The organism is Dokdonella sp. (assembly GCF_017744955.1).
Classification (GTDB): Bacteria; Pseudomonadota; Gammaproteobacteria; order Xanthomonadales; family Rhodanobacteraceae; genus Dokdonella_A.
In genome coordinates this window covers 305563-322762 of record NZ_JAGIAG010000005.1, presented here as the reverse complement: position 1 = coordinate 322762, position 17200 = coordinate 305563, and the positions used below count along the sequence as shown (strand labels likewise).

The following is a 17200-nucleotide window of genomic DNA, read 5'->3' as shown; positions in this document are numbered from 1 at the left end:
CGGCAGGTGTTCGATCCGGCGACCAACACGGCGAAGTGGGCGTGGCGCTTCTCAGGCAATGCGTTCGGGGTGGATGGGCCCAACGAAAGCCCGGCAGGAGGGGCGGCGTATGCGCTGAATTTGCGGTTCCCGGGGCAATACTACGACAGCGAGACAGGACTTAACTACAACTACTTTAGGGATTACGAACCGGTTGCTGGGCGGTACATCGAGAGTGATCCGAGCGGGCTAAAAGGCGGGATAGGAACATTTCCTTTTGTTGCGTCGAGTCCGATAAATTTGATCGACAGAAAGGGTTTGGACTTCTGGGTAGAGGGAGGAACTAGCGATCAAGGTGGAGGTACATTCCACAGAAAACTATGTGTAGGGAATCCCGAAGGGGGGGCATTCTGTGTCAGCTATGGATGTGCAGGTGAGCCTCCATGCTTTTTCGGCGCTCCGGGTGAATACTATGAGGATGGTGTTCGCGGTGGGGCAATTGATCCCGATACTTATCGGGCTTCTACACCCCAGGTTGATGCGGAGATCAAGCAAAAACTCCAGAGCTACATAGATCAAAGTGGTCATGGCGCATACTGGCTTTTTGGGAACAATTGCAGGGATTTCTCTTATACGAAATGGTGGGAGATAAACACTCACTATCCAAATATCCCTGCTGCGCCGCCAGTTAAAACCAGTAGGTAGAGGTTATTCTTCCGTATGAAATCTGGGCTATTGGCTGGAATATGTATTTTCCTCGGGTTGCATTTCCTGATTGTCGTTCTAATTCTCGGTATTGGTGCGACCGATCGCGATTCCGGTGGATTTATATTATATAATGCCGTACTTTATGCAATTATGCCTATCGGTATTGTATGGAGTAATGGTATTACTTACCTCGGCGAGGTGAATTTCGTAGTACTAAATGGACTTTTCCTACTTGCGATAGTTCTTCTTCTGAAGAAATTTATTTGCGTAATTTTACGTCATAAAGAACGTGGGCTAAAAGACTAAGGTAGCGGAAGGCTCGGGCGGAAATGGGGTCAGAGTGCGTTCTCTACCGTCGCTTATTGCCATACTGAACTGTTCGGGTTCATCGAGAATGTAATGCGCACGTGGCAGGCCTCGTTTGCATGCGCGATCGTTTTCGCCGCGCCCATCCGCGCGGGAAATCACCGACGACCCGCCTAGCACGGGCCGTCGGTGCGAAGTCCTACGGCGCCGACGTCCCCGTCGCACGCACCATGAACGCCCCCGGCAACACCACGTACTGCGGATTGTCGTTGCGCGTACCGAACGGCGCGGCGGCGGGGTCGTCGATCGTCGCGGCGATGTCTGGCGCGTAGAAGAACCACGACTTGTCGCCGCTGGTGTCGCGGTCGACGCGTGCGGGCTTGTCCGCGCCGCCGTCGAGCTTGGCGCTGGCGCCGACGAAGAAGCCGCCGTGCACCCAGGTCGGCGGAATGTCGACGCTGAAGAACTCGTCGTTGAACACGTTCGGCGTACCCTGCACGCTGGCGATCGCGTAGGCGTTGCGCGGATCGAAATCCTCGTCCGGATCCTGCAGCAGCCAGAACGTGACCGGGCCGTTCGCCAGCGAGGGGAAGGTCGGGCCGAACGCGATCGAGATCTTGGTGACGATCTCTCCGCCGGGCTGCGCCAGGTAGTAGTTGCCCAACAGCAGCGATGCAATTTGAGCTTGCGGAACGAGGGTTCGATCACCATGCGTTTGGCGTGCGATGAGCTTGCGAGCGTCGAGCTCCAAGCGAAGCTACGAGCAGCCACACCTTCCGCTCACGGTCCGCCTTCTTGCGACTGTGCGAATCGCGTGTAACGTGTAACCTGGTCGAATCCTAGTGCTTTCGTCCTTGTTGACTTGCCTGCACGACTATGTCGGTTTCCCTTAAGAGGGCGTGATAGCCTTCAGGTTCGTAGTAACTAGGCATGCGCCGTGCAACGTGTTTTGGGCTTCAGCGGAAATTAGAGGGTTGGTTTTGGCTCTGGGGCGGCGTTGTGAGGCGAGAAAATGCATGGCCCGTTATGACGACAAGGACTTCAAGAAATGAACGCAACAGCAAAAGCTGGTCTTTTGTTGCTTGTTGGATCCATATTGGCTATTGTCGATAGAGCCCTGAGGGAAAAAATTCTATTCAATGCGGAGTGGCCAAATTTCGTCTTTACAACAAATTTAGCTGTGTTTATATATATAGCATCCGGTGTTGTTGGGCTTGCCATGGTTTTGTACGGTCTCTTAGGGAAAGATAGAGACTAGGCATGGCTCTAGATAAGGCTAAGAGTGTCTTCGAGTTCGATGATGATGCGCCGTACGCGCGGTTGAGGAGCTTCCGAGTCCGGTTTCCGAGGTGATGAGGTCAGGTCGTAGCCTTCCCCTGAAAGACGTTCTGTTCTGTGCCGCGTGCGGCCTGATCGTCTTCATGCACGCGGACGCCCCGAAGGAGGGCTGTCGGTATCCGCAGGTTGCCTGGAAGATCCGCAGTTCCCGCTTCCGCAGATACTAGTCCGGCCGAAAGTATCTCCGGCCCTGTTTTGGCGACATGTCCGAATCGACGTGATCTTGAACGGCCGGTGCGGACAGCGCAACCATCACGCGGGCTTTGCCTCCGGATATAACAGAAAAGAGAATCGGAGCACCCGGCACGGGCGCTCCGATCCTTCGACCGACCTCGGTCAAGCCATCAGACGAGATCACTCCGCCACGTCGACGTAGCCGTTCTCGACACGCACCCGCACGCGATCGCCCGGGTCGTGATTCATGCGCTCGTGGTAGTCCTCGCCGCGATAGGTGAAGACCACGTCATAGCCGACCACGCGCTGCGTGGTGTCGTAGTCGGTGCGCGAGCGGCACTGCTGCTCGTAGGTCTTGACGTAGTAGCCGCCGCGTTCGACCACTTCGCTGCGCATCACCGGCGTTCCGTCGACGCTCGACACGACGGTCGGTGTGACCTCCTCGCGCCGATAGGCCGCGCCCGGGCGGTACTCGGTGCGCGGTTCGTTCCAGCATTCGCGCTGCGTGACCGGTGCGTTGACGCGGTCGACCACGCGGTCGACGCGTTCGACGCGCGCATAGTCGAAGAACGAATCGTCGCCGCTCTCGTAGCGTACGTAACGATCGGCCGCGTATGCGGTGCCGAACAGCGCCAGCCCCAGGGTCGCAACGACGGATTTCGTCACAGATTTCATGCCTACCTCCGTGGGGCCGGATGCCCCGGTTGAACCCTGTTGCCACGCTAGGTCCGGGGCAGTGAATTCGCTCTGAACTCGGCCGTTGAGGCGAGCGTCATTCAGTCGATGGTCAATCCTTCATCGAGGAGAAGCCACGCAGAAGACGATGCAGCTATGGACGAGACGCGCTCGCTTTGCGGCATCGCGAAGCGACGACCTGTCGCGCGCTTCGACGACATGCGGAGCAGGTCGCCCAATTCCCCAAAAAAAAAGCGGCGCCAATGGCGCCGCTCGATGAACGTTCTCGGCTATGGACTACAGCCGACGATCGAACTCGTCGACCTGCTTCTTCGCCTCGTCCTTGGCGATGCCGTAACGCTCCTGGATCTTTCCGGCGAGGTAGTCGGCATTGCCCTCCGCGACGGCGAGATCGTCATCCGTGAGCTTGCCCCACTGGGCTTTGAGCTTGCCGGACAGCTGCTTCCATTGACCTTTGATCCTGTCTTCGTTCATGAAAATCTCCTGAGTTGAAAGGAGCGGCGCGTCGCGCCGCGTTCCTCATTCCTTCGACTTCAAGCCGGACGCATCGACGCGCTTGACGCCCTTCACGCTCTCGGCGGCGGCGACGGCTTTCTTCACAGCGGTGTCGGTAGCGAGCACGCCGGTGAGCGTCACCACGCCGTCGATGGTCTTGACGTCGACTTCCATGCTCTTGACGCCATCGGTAGTGGCCAGCTCGGTCTTCACCTTGGTGGTGATCCAGGTATCGGTGACCGGCTGGTCCGACTTCGTCGGCTCGTTTCCGTCATGCGCGGCGGCCGCCTGCGCGGTGGCGAAGGAGGCGCTGCCCAGGGCGAAGACGGTGGCCAGCGAAAGGGAGACGAGCGAAGCGTTGTTGCGTTTCATGGGGATCTCCTGATTGGGATTTCCGCCGCGTCGCGACGAGCGTTGCGATTGCGGCGCGACCACCTTAGCCACGCATCCGCACCCTCCGATGAACAACGAAATGTTCACGCATGGAAGCGTTCACATACGGCGCGTATCGCGTGCGTCGACTCGTGCGCAGCGCACGTCGTGCGTCACCAGCCGCCGCGGCGGGCGCTTACACTTCCCGCTCCGATGTATCTGCGACGAGGCGAATGCGATGTCCGAGGCGGACGTCATCCATGCGAGTGCCAATGTGCGGACGCGATCGAGCCTAGCGGCGGATCTCGCCGGACTCGGCGTGCGGCGCGATGCGACGCTGCTCGTGCACAGCTCGCTGACATCGCTCGGCTGGGTCGCCGGCGGCGCCGTCGCCGTAATCGAAGCGTTGAGCGATGCGGTCGGCCCCGATGGGACGATCGTGATGCCGGCGCAGTCCTCGGATCTGACCGATCCGGTGCATTGGCAGTCGCCTCCGATTCCGCCGGCGTGGCAGGACGTCGTGCGCGAATCGATGCCGCCGTTCGACCCGCTGCGCACGCCGACGCGCGACATGGGGCGCATCGCCGAACTGTTCCGCACCTGGCCCGGCGTGCTGCGCAGCGATCATCCGACCAGCTCGTTCGCCGCCTGCGGTCCCGCCGCGGCACACGTCGTCGACGGCCAGCCGCTCGACGATCCGTTCGGCGAAGCCTCGCCGCTGGCGCGGTTGTACGCGCTCGACGCGCACGTGCTGCTGCTCGGCGTCGCGTTCGATCGCTGTACCGCCTTGCACTTCGCCGAACGCAGGGCCTGGCCCGACTCGCCGCGCATCGCCGAAGGCTCTCCGCTCGTCGTCGACGGCCGGCGCCGCTGGGTTCGCTACCGGACGCCGATCCTGCGCGCCGAACTTTTCGACGAGGCGGGGCGGCATCTGTCGAGCCTGGGTCTCGTGCGCAGCGGAAAGGTCGGCTCCGCGCCGAGCCGCCTGCTGTCGCTGCGATCGGCGGTCGACGCGGTGGTCCTCCATTGGCGGGACATGCGCCTCGACCCGTAGCCCGCAGCACGTGGCGGCGCCGCTACAATCGCCCGACAGGACGGCGCATCGAAGCGCCGCGGCGTTTCGAGGTCGATGATCCGGCGGCTCTATCATTTCGGCGACTGCATCGTGGACGTCGCCGCGCGCGAACTGCGTCAGGCCGGGAAGCGCGTGCCGTTGTCGCCCACGGTGTTCGACTGCATCGCGTATCTGCTCGAACATCGCGATCGCGCCGTCGGCCGCGACGAGCTGGTCTCGGCGGTGTGGGGCAAGGCCAGCGTCACCGACAGCCTGGTCGGCAAGACGCTGGTCAAGGCGCGCCGCGCGGTCGGCGACGACGGCGCGCAGCAGGCGGTGATCCTGACCGTGCCGCGCTTCGGCTTCCACTGGATCGCGCCGGTGCGCGTCGAGGAAGTCGCCGCCGACGTCGTGGTGACGGCGCCGATATCGGCGCTGCCCGTCGAAGTCGCCGCGCCATCGGAGCCGCCGGTTTCCGAGCCGGTCGCACGCGGCGCGCGCGGCCGACGCTGGATGCCGTTCGGCATCGCCGTTGCGCTCGCGTGCTGCGCGGCGCTCGGTGCGCTGCTGTACGCGATGCATTCCCGAGCGCCCACGCAGGTCGTCGCCGCTAAGGACGGCTTGCGCCTCGCCGTGGTGCCGGTCGAGATCGAAGGTCGCGCCGAAGACGGTTGGCTGCGGCTCGGCCTGATGGACCTGATCGCGCAGCGCCTGCGCGCCGGCGGGCTCGGCGTGGTGGCCAGCGACGTCGTGGTGCGCGTGGTCGGCGACGCGCCGGTCGAGGTCGCGGCGCGTTCGCTGCGCGACGCCGCCGGCGCCAGCGCGCTGGTCGCCGCCTCGGCGCGGCGCCATGGTTCGGAGTGGATCGTCCGCGCGGTGCTGCGCGACGCCGACGGTCGCGAGCGCGAAGTCGAGGCGCGTGCGAACGACGCGGTCACGGTCGGCCGCGCGGCCGCCGATCGGCTGCTGCGCCTGCTCGGTCGCGACGCGCCGGACGAGCGCGCCGTCGTCGACCTGCCGCTGGCGGAAGTCTCGCAGCGCGTCGACGCGGCCCTGCTGGTGAACGACTTCGATGCCGCGCGACGCGCGATCGCCTCGGCCAGCGCCGACGACCAGTCCACGCCGGAGCTGCAACTGCGCCTGTCCGAGATCGACTATCGGCTCGGCCTCTCCGACGCCGCGCGCGAACGGCTCGAACATCTGCTGCCGGCGTTGCCGCGGGAGACCGAGCCGGCCTTGCGCGCACGCGCCCTGACCGGCCTCGGCGCGATCGCGCTGAAGCAGAACCGCGCCGCGCCCGCGCTGCCGTCGCTGGACGAGGCGATCGCATTGCTCGATCGCCTGAACGAACCGGAATCGCTCGGCCACGCGCTGACCGCGCGCGGCATCGCGCACGCGATGCGCGCCGAATACGCCGAGGCGGGGCGCGACTTCGCGCGTGCGCGCATCGCCTTCGAATTGTCCGGCGACGCGCACGCGGCGGCGCGCGTGGACATCAACGAAGGCGCGGTGGCGACGATGCGCGACCGCCCGGCCGATGCGCTGCCGCTGTACGAGCGCGCCGCCGACCGCTTCGAGCGCCTGGACGCGCCGACCGATCTGATCAACACGCTCGGCAACGAGGTCGACGCGCGGCTCGCGCTGCTGCAGCCGGCCGCCGCGCTGGCGGCGAGCGAGCGCATGATGCCGCTGATGGAGCGGATCCGGAATCCGCTCGAACGGCGCGTGTTCCTGGTCATCCGTGCGCGTGCGCTGGCGGCGGTCGGACGCATCGCGGAGGCGCGCGCGCTGCTCGCCGATCTGCTGCAAAGCGCGGACGCGGAGCGCGAGCCCACCGTGCTCGGCGAGGCGCGCGCGCAGCAGGCCGCACTCGATCTCGCCGCCGGCCAGGGTGCCACCGCGGCGGCGCTGTCGCGGCAGGCGATCGCCGCGCTCGACGGCGCCGAGTTCGCGCATGCGCGCGCGGAAGCCTGGCGTGTGCTGGTGCTGTCTCTGTTGCGACGCAGCGAGGCTGCGGCGGCGGCCGAGGAGGGCGCACGCTTCACGCAATGGGCCGTCGCCGCGCGGCGCGCGAGCGTGCTCGCGCTGGCCCGGTTGGCGCAGGCGGAGCTCGTCGCCGCGCAGGGCGGCGGCGCGGCGGTCGAGGGCGCCTTCGACGAGGCGCGCCGCGCCGCCGAGCAGGCCGGCGTGCCGAGGGACATCGCCACCGTCGCGATCGCCAACGCGCAGGCGCTGATCGCCGCCGGCGAGCTGCCGCGCGCGGCCGAGGCGGCCGGCCAGCTGGCGCGCTGGTCGGACCGCGACTTCGACTGCGCCCTGCTGCAGGTGCATCTCTATCACGCGCTCGGCCAGCGCGAAGCCTGGAACACCAGCCTGGTCCGCGCGCGCGGCCTGGCCGGCGAGCGCCGCATCGCCAACGAACTGCAGCGCGAGCCCGGCACGCCGGCGCCGATCGGTCGCGCAGAGCCGGTGGTTTCCGTGCATTGACCGCGTCGGACCCGCTTCCGGCGGGCCGCGGGTATGGAACGGGCATGCCTCGGGAATGGCGCGGGCTCGTGCCCGCGGCACCGATCGCCGATGATCGCGAGGCGCTCAGCGCGGCCGTACGCCGGCCGGCGCCGCTCCGGATCAGGGACGATCGTTCCGGTTTTCCATCGTGAGGTCATCATGCCGTTGCCGCTTTCCCTGCCGCTCCGCCGGCTGCCGCTCGTCGTCGCCATCGCTCTCGCCGCCGCGCCGGCCGCCACCTTCGCCGATCCGCTGACGCAGGGGAGGGCCGGCGACTCCGCGCGCGTACTGCGCGCCGTCGACGGCCGCGCGACGCCGTACCTGATCCGCTTCGATGCGCCTTCGCTGGCCGCGGCGGCGCGCGAGGGCAAGCTGCCCGGTGTCGCCGCCGGCAAGCGCGCGGACCTGCGCGCGGCGGCCGCGGTGAGCTACCTCGAGGAGCTGCGCGTGGCGCAGCACGCGTTCCTGCAGCAGGCCTCGGGCGTGCTCGGCCGTCCGCTGACCTCGGTCGGCGCACCGTTCGAGTTCCGCCACGCCTACAACGGCATGGTCGTGCGCGTGACCGCGGCCGAAGCCCGCCAGCTCGCCGCCCTGCCCGGCGTGGCGGCGGTGCAGGCGGCGCGCAGCGTGCCGGTCTCGACCGATCGCGGCCCGCAGCTGATCGGCGCGCCGAACATCTGGAACGGCACCCTCGACGGCGCCACCGACCGTCTCTTCGCCGACGGCTTCGACGGACCGGCGACGCGGCCAAATCGGGGCGAGGGCATCGTCGCCGGCATCGTCGACACCGGCCTCAACTTCGCCAATCCGTCGTTCGCCGCGACCAGCGGCGACTACCAGCACGTCAACCCGCTCGGCGCCGGCCACTACCTCGGCCTGTGCGGGCCGCTGCCGAGTCCGGACTGGACGCCGCAGTGCAACGACAAGGTCATCGGCGCCTACGACTTCGTCACCGAGTTCATGCCGGACATCCTCGCCAACGATCCGGGCGCGACCAACGGCCCTGGCCCGGTCGACGAGAACGGCCATGGCTCGCACACCGCCTCGACGGTGGCCGGCAATCCGGTCGTCGCGCAGGTGCCGGGCGGGCCGCAGCTGCCGATCACCGGCGTCGCGCCGCGCGCCAACCTGATCGTCTACAACGCCTGCTACACGACCGGCGACGGTCGCGGCAGCTGCCTGTATCCCTCTCTCGTTGCGTCGATCAACCAGGCCGTCGCCGACGGCATCGTCGACGTGCTGAACTACTCGATCGCCGGCGGCAGCGATCCGTGGAACGAGGAGCCCTCGCAGGCCTTCCTCGACGCCGTCGACGCCGACATCTTCGTCGCCGCCTCGGCCGGCAACAGCGGCCCCTCGTCCGGCTCGACCGGCCACGCCGAGCCGTGGGTGACGACCGCCGCCGCCAGCACGCACGGCCGCGGCGCGTTCGTGAACATGTTCCGCGTGACCGGACCTGCGCCGGTGCCGCCCGCGCTCGAAGCGCTGCCGATGACGATCCCGACGTCCGCGATCCCGCTGACCGCGCCGGTCGCCGGCCCGCTCGCCTACAACGTCGCCGATCCGCTGCAGTGCTCCCCGGCCACCGCCGGCAGCTACACCGGCAAGGTCGTGCTGATCCGCCGCGGCACCTGCACCTTCATCGCCAAGGTGCAGAACGCCGAGGCCGGCGGCGCGGCCGCGGTGGTGATGTTCAACAACGTGGCCGGCGACATCAATCCGAACGTCGCCGGTGCGACGATCCCGGTCGCGGTGGTGACGCTGGCGCAGGCCGAGTCGATCGCCGCGTTCTACGCCAACACCAACAGCGCCGACGTGCGGCTGGACTATCCGTCCGAAGCCACCGTCGAACAGCCCGACCGCATCGCGCGCTTCAGCTCGCGCGGCCCGACCGCGTTCTCGCTGCTGAAGCCGGACATCGCCGCGCCGGGCTCGAACATCCTCGCCGCCTACGCCGGCGACGCGAATTCCTTCGGCGTGATCAGCGGCACCTCGATGGCCTCGCCGCACATCGCCGGCGCGGCCGCGCTGATCCGCAAGGCGCATCCCGAGTGGACGCCGGCCGAGGTGAAGTCGGCGCTGATGCTGACCAGCAAGAACGAGGGCATCGTCGCGCTGCCGAGCGAAGCGGCGGCCAATCCGTTCGACATGGGCGCCGGCCGCGTGCGCGCGGACCTCGCGATCGGCAGCGGGCTGGTCATGAACGAGACCAGCTACCGCTACCTGCGCGCCGATCCCGCGCGCGGCGGCGATCCGGGCAGCCTCAACGTGCCGAGTCTCGGCGGCGACCACTGCGTCGGCACCTGCACGTTCACGCGCAGCTTCCGCAATGTCGGCGGCGCCACGCGTAGCTGGAACGTCAGCCTCGCCGGCATCGCCGGCAGCGCCACGCCGAGCACGCTGATCTTGGCGCCCGGCGCCAGCGGCAGCGTTTCGTTCGCGCTCGACGTCGGCGGCCTCGACCAGGGCGCCTACACGTTCGGCGAAGTCGGTCTGACGCCGGACGGCGGCGGCCAGGCGCTGCACCTGCCGGCCGCGGTGTTCGTCGATCCGTTCAAGCTCGAGCTGACGCCGGCGCGCTTCGACGTCGAAGTCGCCGCCGGCGGCACCGCCACGGCGGCGTTCGCGGTGCGCAACCTCGGCAACGCCGGCCTGACCTGGAACCTGCTCGGCGGCGTCAATTCGGTGCCGGTGGTGAACCAGGCGCCGGATACGCGCGACGGCCTGGTCAGCTCGCTCTACGTCGACGCCAACAACGGCGCCTTCGTCGGCGACGACATCGTGCTCGACCAGCCGACCTCGTTCCAGAAGCTGTCGGTGCCGGGCTTCCTGTTCGCCAACTTCGGCGACACCGTCGACATGTATGCGAGCAGCGTGACCTGGTCGATCTACGCCGACGCCGGCGGCAAGCCGTCCGGCTATCCGGGCGACGGCACCGCGCCGCTGTGGACCTTGAACCTGCCGATCGGCGCACCCGGCGTCGACCTGTCGGCGAATGCGCTCGACGTCGACCTCGACGAGGCCGGCGTCCCGCTCGACCTCGACGCGGGCAAGTACTGGCTGGTCGCCTATCCGCAGTTCGACTCGCACGTCGTCAACGGCGTCGGCGTGATGTGGTTCCGCTTCCTGATGGGCGTGCAGGCGAACGGCATGGGCCAGGCCTTCAACAACGATCCGGAGTTCGGCGGCGATCCGGCCAACGCGGCCTGGGAAGGCATCAGCGCGAGCTGGGACGGCCACTACGACGCGGCGATGATCGGCACCGCCGATCGCCAGTGCACGCCGAGCTGGGCGACTCCGGCGACGAGCTCGGGAGCGGTCGGCGCCGGCGTCACGCAGAACGTCCAGTTGTCGATCGACGCGACCGGTCTCACCGCCGGCGAGCACATCGGCCAGCTCTGCGTGGCGAGCAACGATCCGGCCAAGCCGATCACGTTGATCCCGATCAAGCTCACCGTCACGCCGTAGCGATCTCTCGGAATCGGAGCGGTCTCGCTCTACCCGCCATTTCCCTCCCTCGGGAATGGCGGGTTTTTTCTGTCTCGAAGGCAACTCCCGTTCGGCATTTGGGGTGCGTGCCGGAGTGATGCTGTCCCTTCTCCCGCGAGCGGGAGAGGTAAGCAGCTTCGCTTTCCTTCTCCCACTGGTGGGAGAAGGTGGCCCGAAGGGCCGGATGAGGGAGACCCGGAGTGAAACGCTCCACTCCGAAAACCCTCACCTGCACCTGCGGCGCGACCTCTCCCGCGAGCGGGAGAGGTGGGGAGCTTCGCTTTCCTTCTCCCACTGGTGGGAGAAGGTGGCCCGAAGGGCCGGATGAGGGAGACCCGGAGTGAAGCGCTTCACTCCGATTCCCCTCACCCGCGCCTTCGGCGCGACCTCTCCCGCGAGCGGGAGAGGTGATTTCACTTCGTTGGGTTTCCAACGTGTGAACGTTGAATCGAGCGCGCCCCGGATCGCGCATACTCCGCCGAGACTCACCGGCTCGGAGACGCGGCCATGCAACACCACTACGACTACCTGATCGTCGGCGCCGGCATGACCGCCGACGCGGCGGCGAAGGCGATCCGCGAGAGCGATGCGTCCGCGCGTGTCGCCCTGGTGGGCAGCGAGGCGCGCGCGCCGTACGAGCGGCCGCCGTTGTCCAAGGCGCTGTGGAAGGACGACAAGCCGGCCGAGTCGGTCGATCTCGGCACCGCCAGGAGCGGCGCGACGCTGCATCTCGGCCGGCGCATCGTCGCGCTCGACCGCGCTGCGCACCAGGCCACCGACGACGCCGGCGACATGTACCGCTATCGACGCCTGCTGCTCGCGACCGGCGCGTCGCCGCGGCGCCTGCCGTTCGACGGCGGGCGCGTGATCCATTTCCGCACTCTCGACGACTACCTCGCGCTGCGCCGCTATGCGCAGCCGGGCGCACGCATTGCCGTGATCGGCGCCGGCTTCATCGGCAGCGAGATCGCCGCATCGCTGGCGACGAAGGGCTGCAAGGTGACGATGCTGTTCCCCGGCGACGGTATCGGCGCGGGCCGCTATCCGCCGGCGCTGTCGGACTTCCTCGACCGCTACTACCGCGAACGCGGCGTGACCCTGCGCGCCGGTGTGCGCGTGGTCGGCGGCCGCGACGACGGCGACGGCGTCGAACTGGCGCTGTCGGACGGAACCGGCGCGCGCTACGACGCGGTCGTCGCCGGCCTCGGCGTGACGCCGAACACCGAACTGGCCGCGGCGGCGGGGCTGGCCGTCGACAACGGCATCGTCGTCGACGCCCGCTTGCGCACCGCCGATCCGGACGTGTTCGCCGCCGGCGACGTCGCCAGTTTTCCGTGCGCGCCGCTCGGCATGCGCCTGCGCGTCGAGCACGAGAACGCGGCGATCGGCATGGGCCATCACGCCGGTCGCGTGATGGCCGGCGCGGAGGAGGACTACACCACGCTGCCGTTCTTCTATTCCGACCTGTTCGATCTCGGCTACGAAGCGGTCGGCCTGCTCGACGACCGTCTCGACGTGGTCGAGCAGTGGACGCAGCCGTACCGCGAAGGCGTGGTCTACTATCTCGATGACGGCCGCGTGCGCGGCGTGCTGCTGTGGAACGTCTGGGGCCAGGTCGACGCGGCGCGCGAGCTGATCGCCGACCCGCGCCGGCACGACGCCGACAGCGTGCGCGGGCGTCTGCCGCGCATGGCGTAGCGGCTTCGCAGCGTCGGCACGTCGCGTCGTTCCTCGAACACGTCTGCAACGCTCCGTGGAACGAGTGGCAGGATCGCGCGCAACGTCGACGCGGCGCTCGCCGCCGGCCTGCGCGCGCTGCGCTTCGTCGATGCGCAACGCCTGTGCACGGAGTTGACCGGACTTGGCCTGCCGCTGGACGCCGCCGCGCCGGCACGGAGTTGAGCCGGTCGCGCGAGGTGTGACGCGCGTCGACAAAAGCGCCCTCCGGCCTGGGGTTTGTCCCAGATGGCCGCCTTCGCCACGCGGGCTAGGCTTGCTTCGACCGGACAGGACGGAGCCCCCGCACATGACGTCGCTCGCACTCGACTCGAGACTGCACGCCATCGGCAGCAGCGCCACGACGCAGCCGGCGATGTCGCGGCCGGTGGACAACGCGGCGACCGCGAGCACGGTCGCCGACCTGTTCCGCACCGGCCGTTCCGGCGAAGCGGTCGCCACGCTCGAAGCCGCGCGCCAGGGCCAGCCGCAGGCGGTGCAGGACGCGCTCGATCGCATGGTCAGCACGCGGCTGCGGAGCTCCCTCGATCCGTCGCCGTCGCTCGGTACGCAGACGCTGTACGCGACGCCGGCCGAGATCGGCAGCACGATCCGCCGCATCAACGACGCCGGCAGCAATCCGCCGTCGATGCCGGACACCGCCACTCTCAGCGACCAGCAGAAGTACGACGTCTATTCGAGCATCGTCGAGACGCGCGGCACGCAGGCGGCGCGCGATTCCCTCGACGCCGGCGACCGCGTGATCCTCGGCCTGCGCGCCGAGACCAGCACGCTCGCCAACAAGGGGCAGGGCGTCTACGACGACCGCCTGGTCGTGCTCGCGCGCGACGCCGACGGCGGCGTGCACGTGAACGAGTTCGACCGCGCCTCGACCGAACCGACCGCGCAGTACGACGGCAACCAGAAGACCAATCCGGACGTCACCTTCCGCCGCGCGGAAGGCGACGACGTGACCGGCGACGGCGTGCCGGAATTGGGTAGACTCGCGCAGGGCACCACCGAGCTGATCCAGACCACGCATGCCAATCCGCGTTCCGCCGGCACGTCGTTCTCGCTGCGCCCGTCCGCCGCGGCGGTCGCCGAGGGCGCCGGGCGCGTCGAGCGCGACTCGAACCACGACGGCCTGTTCAACGCCGACGACGTCGGCGGCGTGGTCGATCTCAACAACACCTTCAAGATCCATTCCGGCAGCCGCACGAACACTGATTCGGCCGGCTGCACGACGCTGCATCCCGACGACTTCCGCACATTCCAGGGAGCGGTGAAGGCCGATGCCGCGCAGACGAGCTGGCAGTACGTCCTCACCACCACGCAGTAGCCGCCAGGCCGCGCGCGCGGCGGCGCTGTTCGCCATCGCGCTCGGCGCGACCGGCATCGGCAGCGCGACCGCGGCGAACGCACGCGGCGGTGCGATCGACATTCCCGCCGCGCAAGCCTCCTGTTCGCTCGAAGGCTGGGCCGTGGACCGCGATCCGCGCGGCCTCAACGTGCGCGCGGCTCCGTCGGCGCAGGCGCGCGTGCTCGGCACGCTGCCGCCGCTCAGCGTCGACGAGGACCGCCCCGATTTCGGCATCCCGTTCCGCATCACTGCCTCGCGCGGCGGATGGCTGCGCATCGAGGGCGCGCACGACGATCCTTCGCGCAGCGGCGCACCGGCGCGTCCGACCTACGCCGGCAGCGGCTGGGTCAGCGGCCGTCTGGTGCGTTTCAAGATTCAGTCGGCGCACGGCTACCGCGCGCCGGACACGGCCAGCGAACGCGTCGTCGATCTCGGCGACGACGCGCTGACCGATCTCGCCATGCTGAACGGCGTGCTGGCGTGCTCGGGTTCCTGGGCGCTGGTCGAGTTCGTGCAGCAGCAGCGTCGCGATCCGGCCTCGCAGGCCCTGCTCGACGACACCGACCGCACGCCGCGGCGCGCCTGGTTCCGCGGCATCTGCGCGAACCAGGAAACGACCTGCGACTCGGTCGAACAGTAGCCGGCACGATGGGTCGTGCGCGACGACGAGCGCGGCTTCAGCCGCCCTCGAAACCGTCGGCGAACAACGGCGGCATGTACGGCAGCAGCCAGCTCATCTGCGGCGCGTCGACGGTCAGGTTGCCAGTCGGTTCGAGCGAGAACGGATAGTCCTGCCAGTCCGGCCCGGCCGCCCACCAGGCCCAGCCGAGCCAGACGTCGGCATACGTGCGCAGATGGGATAGTGCGCTTTCGATCGCCGACCGGCACGCGGCGCTGTTGCCGCCGGCGGTTTCGGCGAGAAAGCCGCGTACGCCGTTGGCGCGCAGCCAGGCGGTCATGGCCAGAAGCTGGGCCTCGCCGGTGCCCGCTTCGCAGGTCGGCTGTTCGCCGCCGCGGTCGGCGTCGAAGTACTGATGCACCTCGAACGCATGCGGGCCGTCGTCGACGATCGACAGCATCGCGGTCCCGTTCGGCGTGCCGTACCACTCGTCGTTCCAGCTCCAGGCGCCGGTCCATGCGTTGCCGGGTACCAGGATCAGCTGCGTGGCACCGGTCGCGCGGATCGCGGCGATCGCCGCGTTGGCGGCGTCGACCCATTGTTCGGTCGGCATGCTGTTCGGTTCGTTCATCAGTCCGAACACGACCCGGTCGTTGCCGGCGTAGCGGTCGGCCAGGCGCGACCAGAAATCGGCGAAGGCGTCGTTCGGCACCGCCGCCGAACCGATCACGTCGCCGTAGTAGCGCGCGAAGTTCTGCGGGTTGAGGATCACGCGCACGCCGGCCGCCGTCGCGTGCGCGACGAGGCCGTCGAGCGGGGCCAGATAGTCCGCCTCGAAGTCGCCGTACATGGCCGGCTGCAGGCGTTCCCACAGGAACTGGATGCGCACGATGTTCATGCCGCGACTGCGGAAATAGTCGATTTCCGCGTTGGTCGGCCAGGTGTAGTCGACGCTGGGTTCGCCCGGCAGCGCCTCGCCGAACTCGGCGCCGGACAGGTTGACCCCGCCGTAGCGGTTGTTGGCCCCGGCCTGCGCGCAGAGCGCGCCGCCGAGCATCAGCGCCAGCACGGTGGTTCGGATCGACGTCGCCATGTGTTTCTCCCTGCGGATCGCGGTTGCGGGAATTCGGAAAACGCGTCGGGAAGCGTTCCTTCGCCGTCGAATACGCCGAACGGCGCGGAAATCCGCCAGCGCGCGATTTCGTGGCTCGCGTCACATTGCGCGCATCGGCACGGGTTTCCCCTAGCTGTTGGCCGCCGGCGTTGGTTCTAAGGTCGCCTGCATCGAACAGCGGAGCGCCACGTCATGAGCCTGGGTGTCGACAGTCGCAGCAACGCAGGTTCCCTGGCCGAGTCGATGCGCGCCGGACTGGAGCCTTCGCCCGAGCAGGCGCAGGCCGCGCAGCCGGCCAACGAGGTCAAGCCCGGCATGATCCTGGCGATTCCGGCCGCGACCGAGGGCCTCGGCCTGCAGTACAAGGCCGTCGCCGGCGACACCTTGCAGTCGATCGCCGATCGCTGGGGCGTGTCGGCGTCGGATCTGCGTGCGGCGAACCAGGCCACCTTCGGCCCGGCCACCGGGTTCGTCGAATCCGGTCCCGGCGCGCTCGGCCGCATCGACACCAGCAAGCTCAGCGGCAGCCAGCTGACGGTCGCCGACATCTACAACCACCACGGCAAGGACATCGAGCGCCTCGCCACCAAGGCCGGCCTGAACGTCAAGGATGTGATCGGCATCATCGCCAAGGAAACCGGCGGCCAGATCGATCCGGCCGCGCGCATGACGATCCGCTTCGAGGTGCACAAGTTCGCCGAGCGCATCGACGCGACGCAGAAGGCCGATTTCGATTCGCACTTCCAGTACAACGCGACGACGACCTGGAAGGGCCACAAGTTCAACGCGATCGGCGACGGCAAGGTCGCCGCCGACGGCACGCCGGGCACCTGGAAGTCGATCCATCCGACCGGCGGTCCGCAGGACCAGAACATCAACTGGGACGCGTTCAACTACGCGCACAGCCTCAATCCCGAAGCCGCGGCGGCGTCGATCTCGATGGGGCCGGGTCAGGTCATGGGCTTCAACTACACCTCGGCCGGCTACACCAGCGCGGAGCAGATGTACACGACGCTGAAGGACAACCCGATCAAGCAGTTCGAGGCGATGACCGACCACATCGGCGGCAACAGCAATCTGAAGGACGCCTTGAACGCCGGCAACTACGATACATTCGCAACCCGGTACAACGGCGGCGGCATCGCGGACTATGGATCCAAGCTCAAAGATTTCGCCGACGCGTTCGCGACCGTCACCGCGCCGCTCGTGGCGAAATAGCAAACGCGCCGTCGCTTTCGCGCTGCTGGCCTTCTGCGCCGGCCCGGCTCTCGC

Annotated in this window: 14 protein-coding genes; 9 read left to right on the top strand and 5 right to left on the bottom strand. The window is 67.9% G+C overall.

The features are described 5' to 3' along the window. Positions 1 to 684 (top strand): RHS repeat-associated core domain-containing protein (locus tag J7520_RS13395; protein ID WP_291189063.1); only part of this gene is annotated, 684 nt, incomplete at its 5' end. Positions 685 to 1192: 508 nt separating this feature from the next. On the opposite strand, the gene J7520_RS13390 is transcribed toward J7520_RS13395, so the two are convergent. Then, positions 1193 to 1657 carry a hypothetical protein gene (locus J7520_RS13390; protein ID WP_291189061.1) on the bottom strand — a complete coding sequence of 155 codons (465 nt, stop codon included), beginning with the start codon at positions 1655 to 1657 and terminating at the stop codon, positions 1193 to 1195. A 384-nt stretch (positions 1658 to 2041) separates the two neighbouring features. Here J7520_RS13390 and J7520_RS13385 point away from each other — a divergent pair, with 384 nt between their 5' ends. Further along, a complete protein-coding gene (locus J7520_RS13385) occupies positions 2042 to 2251 on the top strand; it encodes a hypothetical protein (RefSeq protein ID WP_291189060.1) in 210 nt (69 codons plus the stop codon). 434 nt (positions 2252 to 2685) lie between these two features. Here the strand turns inward: J7520_RS13385 and J7520_RS13380 are convergent, their stop codons facing one another. The 3 genes from J7520_RS13380 to J7520_RS13370 form a co-directional block, all read right to left on the bottom strand. Then, the gene (locus J7520_RS13380; protein WP_291189058.1) at positions 2686 to 3180 is read right to left on the bottom strand and encodes a hypothetical protein; all 495 of its coding nucleotides are present in this window, start codon (positions 3178 to 3180) and stop codon (positions 2686 to 2688) included. 297 nt (positions 3181 to 3477) lie between these two features. Then, positions 3478 to 3675 carry a CsbD family protein gene (locus tag J7520_RS13375; protein ID WP_291189056.1) on the bottom strand — a complete coding sequence of 66 codons (198 nt, stop codon included), beginning with the start codon at positions 3673 to 3675 and terminating at the stop codon, positions 3478 to 3480. Between the two features lie 45 nt (positions 3676 to 3720). Then, entirely contained in the window at positions 3721 to 4176 is a 456-nt protein-coding gene (locus J7520_RS13370; RefSeq protein ID WP_291189054.1) for a BON domain-containing protein, read from the bottom strand. A gap of 130 nt (positions 4177 to 4306) precedes the next feature. Here J7520_RS13370 and J7520_RS13365 point away from each other — a divergent pair, with 130 nt between their 5' ends. The 6 genes from J7520_RS13365 (at position 4307) to J7520_RS13340 (ending at position 14835) form a co-directional block, all read left to right on the top strand. Then, positions 4307 to 5122, top strand: coding sequence for an AAC(3) family N-acetyltransferase (locus J7520_RS13365; RefSeq protein ID WP_291189052.1), 816 nt, complete (start codon positions 4307 to 4309; stop codon positions 5120 to 5122). 75 nt (positions 5123 to 5197) lie between these two features. Beyond that, positions 5198 to 7609, top strand: coding sequence for a winged helix-turn-helix domain-containing protein (locus tag J7520_RS13360; protein WP_291189050.1), 2412 nt, complete (start codon positions 5198 to 5200; stop codon positions 7607 to 7609). Between the two features lie 180 nt (positions 7610 to 7789). After that, positions 7790 to 11098: a S8 family serine peptidase gene (locus J7520_RS13355; RefSeq protein ID WP_291189048.1), complete on the top strand. Its 3309-nt coding sequence runs from the start codon at positions 7790 to 7792 to the stop codon at positions 11096 to 11098. A gap of 528 nt (positions 11099 to 11626) precedes the next feature. Next, a complete protein-coding gene (locus tag J7520_RS13350) occupies positions 11627 to 12817 on the top strand; it encodes an FAD-dependent oxidoreductase (protein WP_291189046.1) in 1191 nt (396 codons plus the stop codon). 328 nt (positions 12818 to 13145) lie between these two features. Beyond that, the gene (locus tag J7520_RS13345) at positions 13146 to 14174 is read left to right on the top strand and encodes a hypothetical protein (protein WP_291189044.1); all 1029 of its coding nucleotides are present in this window, start codon (positions 13146 to 13148) and stop codon (positions 14172 to 14174) included. Next, the gene (locus J7520_RS13340) at positions 14128 to 14835 is read left to right on the top strand and encodes an SH3 domain-containing protein (RefSeq protein ID WP_291189042.1); all 708 of its coding nucleotides are present in this window, start codon (positions 14128 to 14130) and stop codon (positions 14833 to 14835) included. Before J7520_RS13345 ends, J7520_RS13340 begins: the two co-directional genes overlap by 47 nt. A gap of 37 nt (positions 14836 to 14872) precedes the next feature. On the opposite strand, the gene J7520_RS13335 is transcribed toward J7520_RS13340, so the two are convergent. Then, positions 14873 to 15907: a glycoside hydrolase family 5 protein gene (locus J7520_RS13335; protein ID WP_291189040.1), complete on the bottom strand. Its 1035-nt coding sequence runs from the start codon at positions 15905 to 15907 to the stop codon at positions 14873 to 14875. Between the two features lie 213 nt (positions 15908 to 16120). On the opposite strand from J7520_RS13335, the gene J7520_RS13330 reads away from it, so the two are divergent. Further along, entirely contained in the window at positions 16121 to 17146 is a 1026-nt protein-coding gene (locus J7520_RS13330) for an N-acetylmuramidase domain-containing protein (protein ID WP_291189038.1), read from the top strand. Positions 17147 to 17200 lie beyond the last annotated feature (54 nt).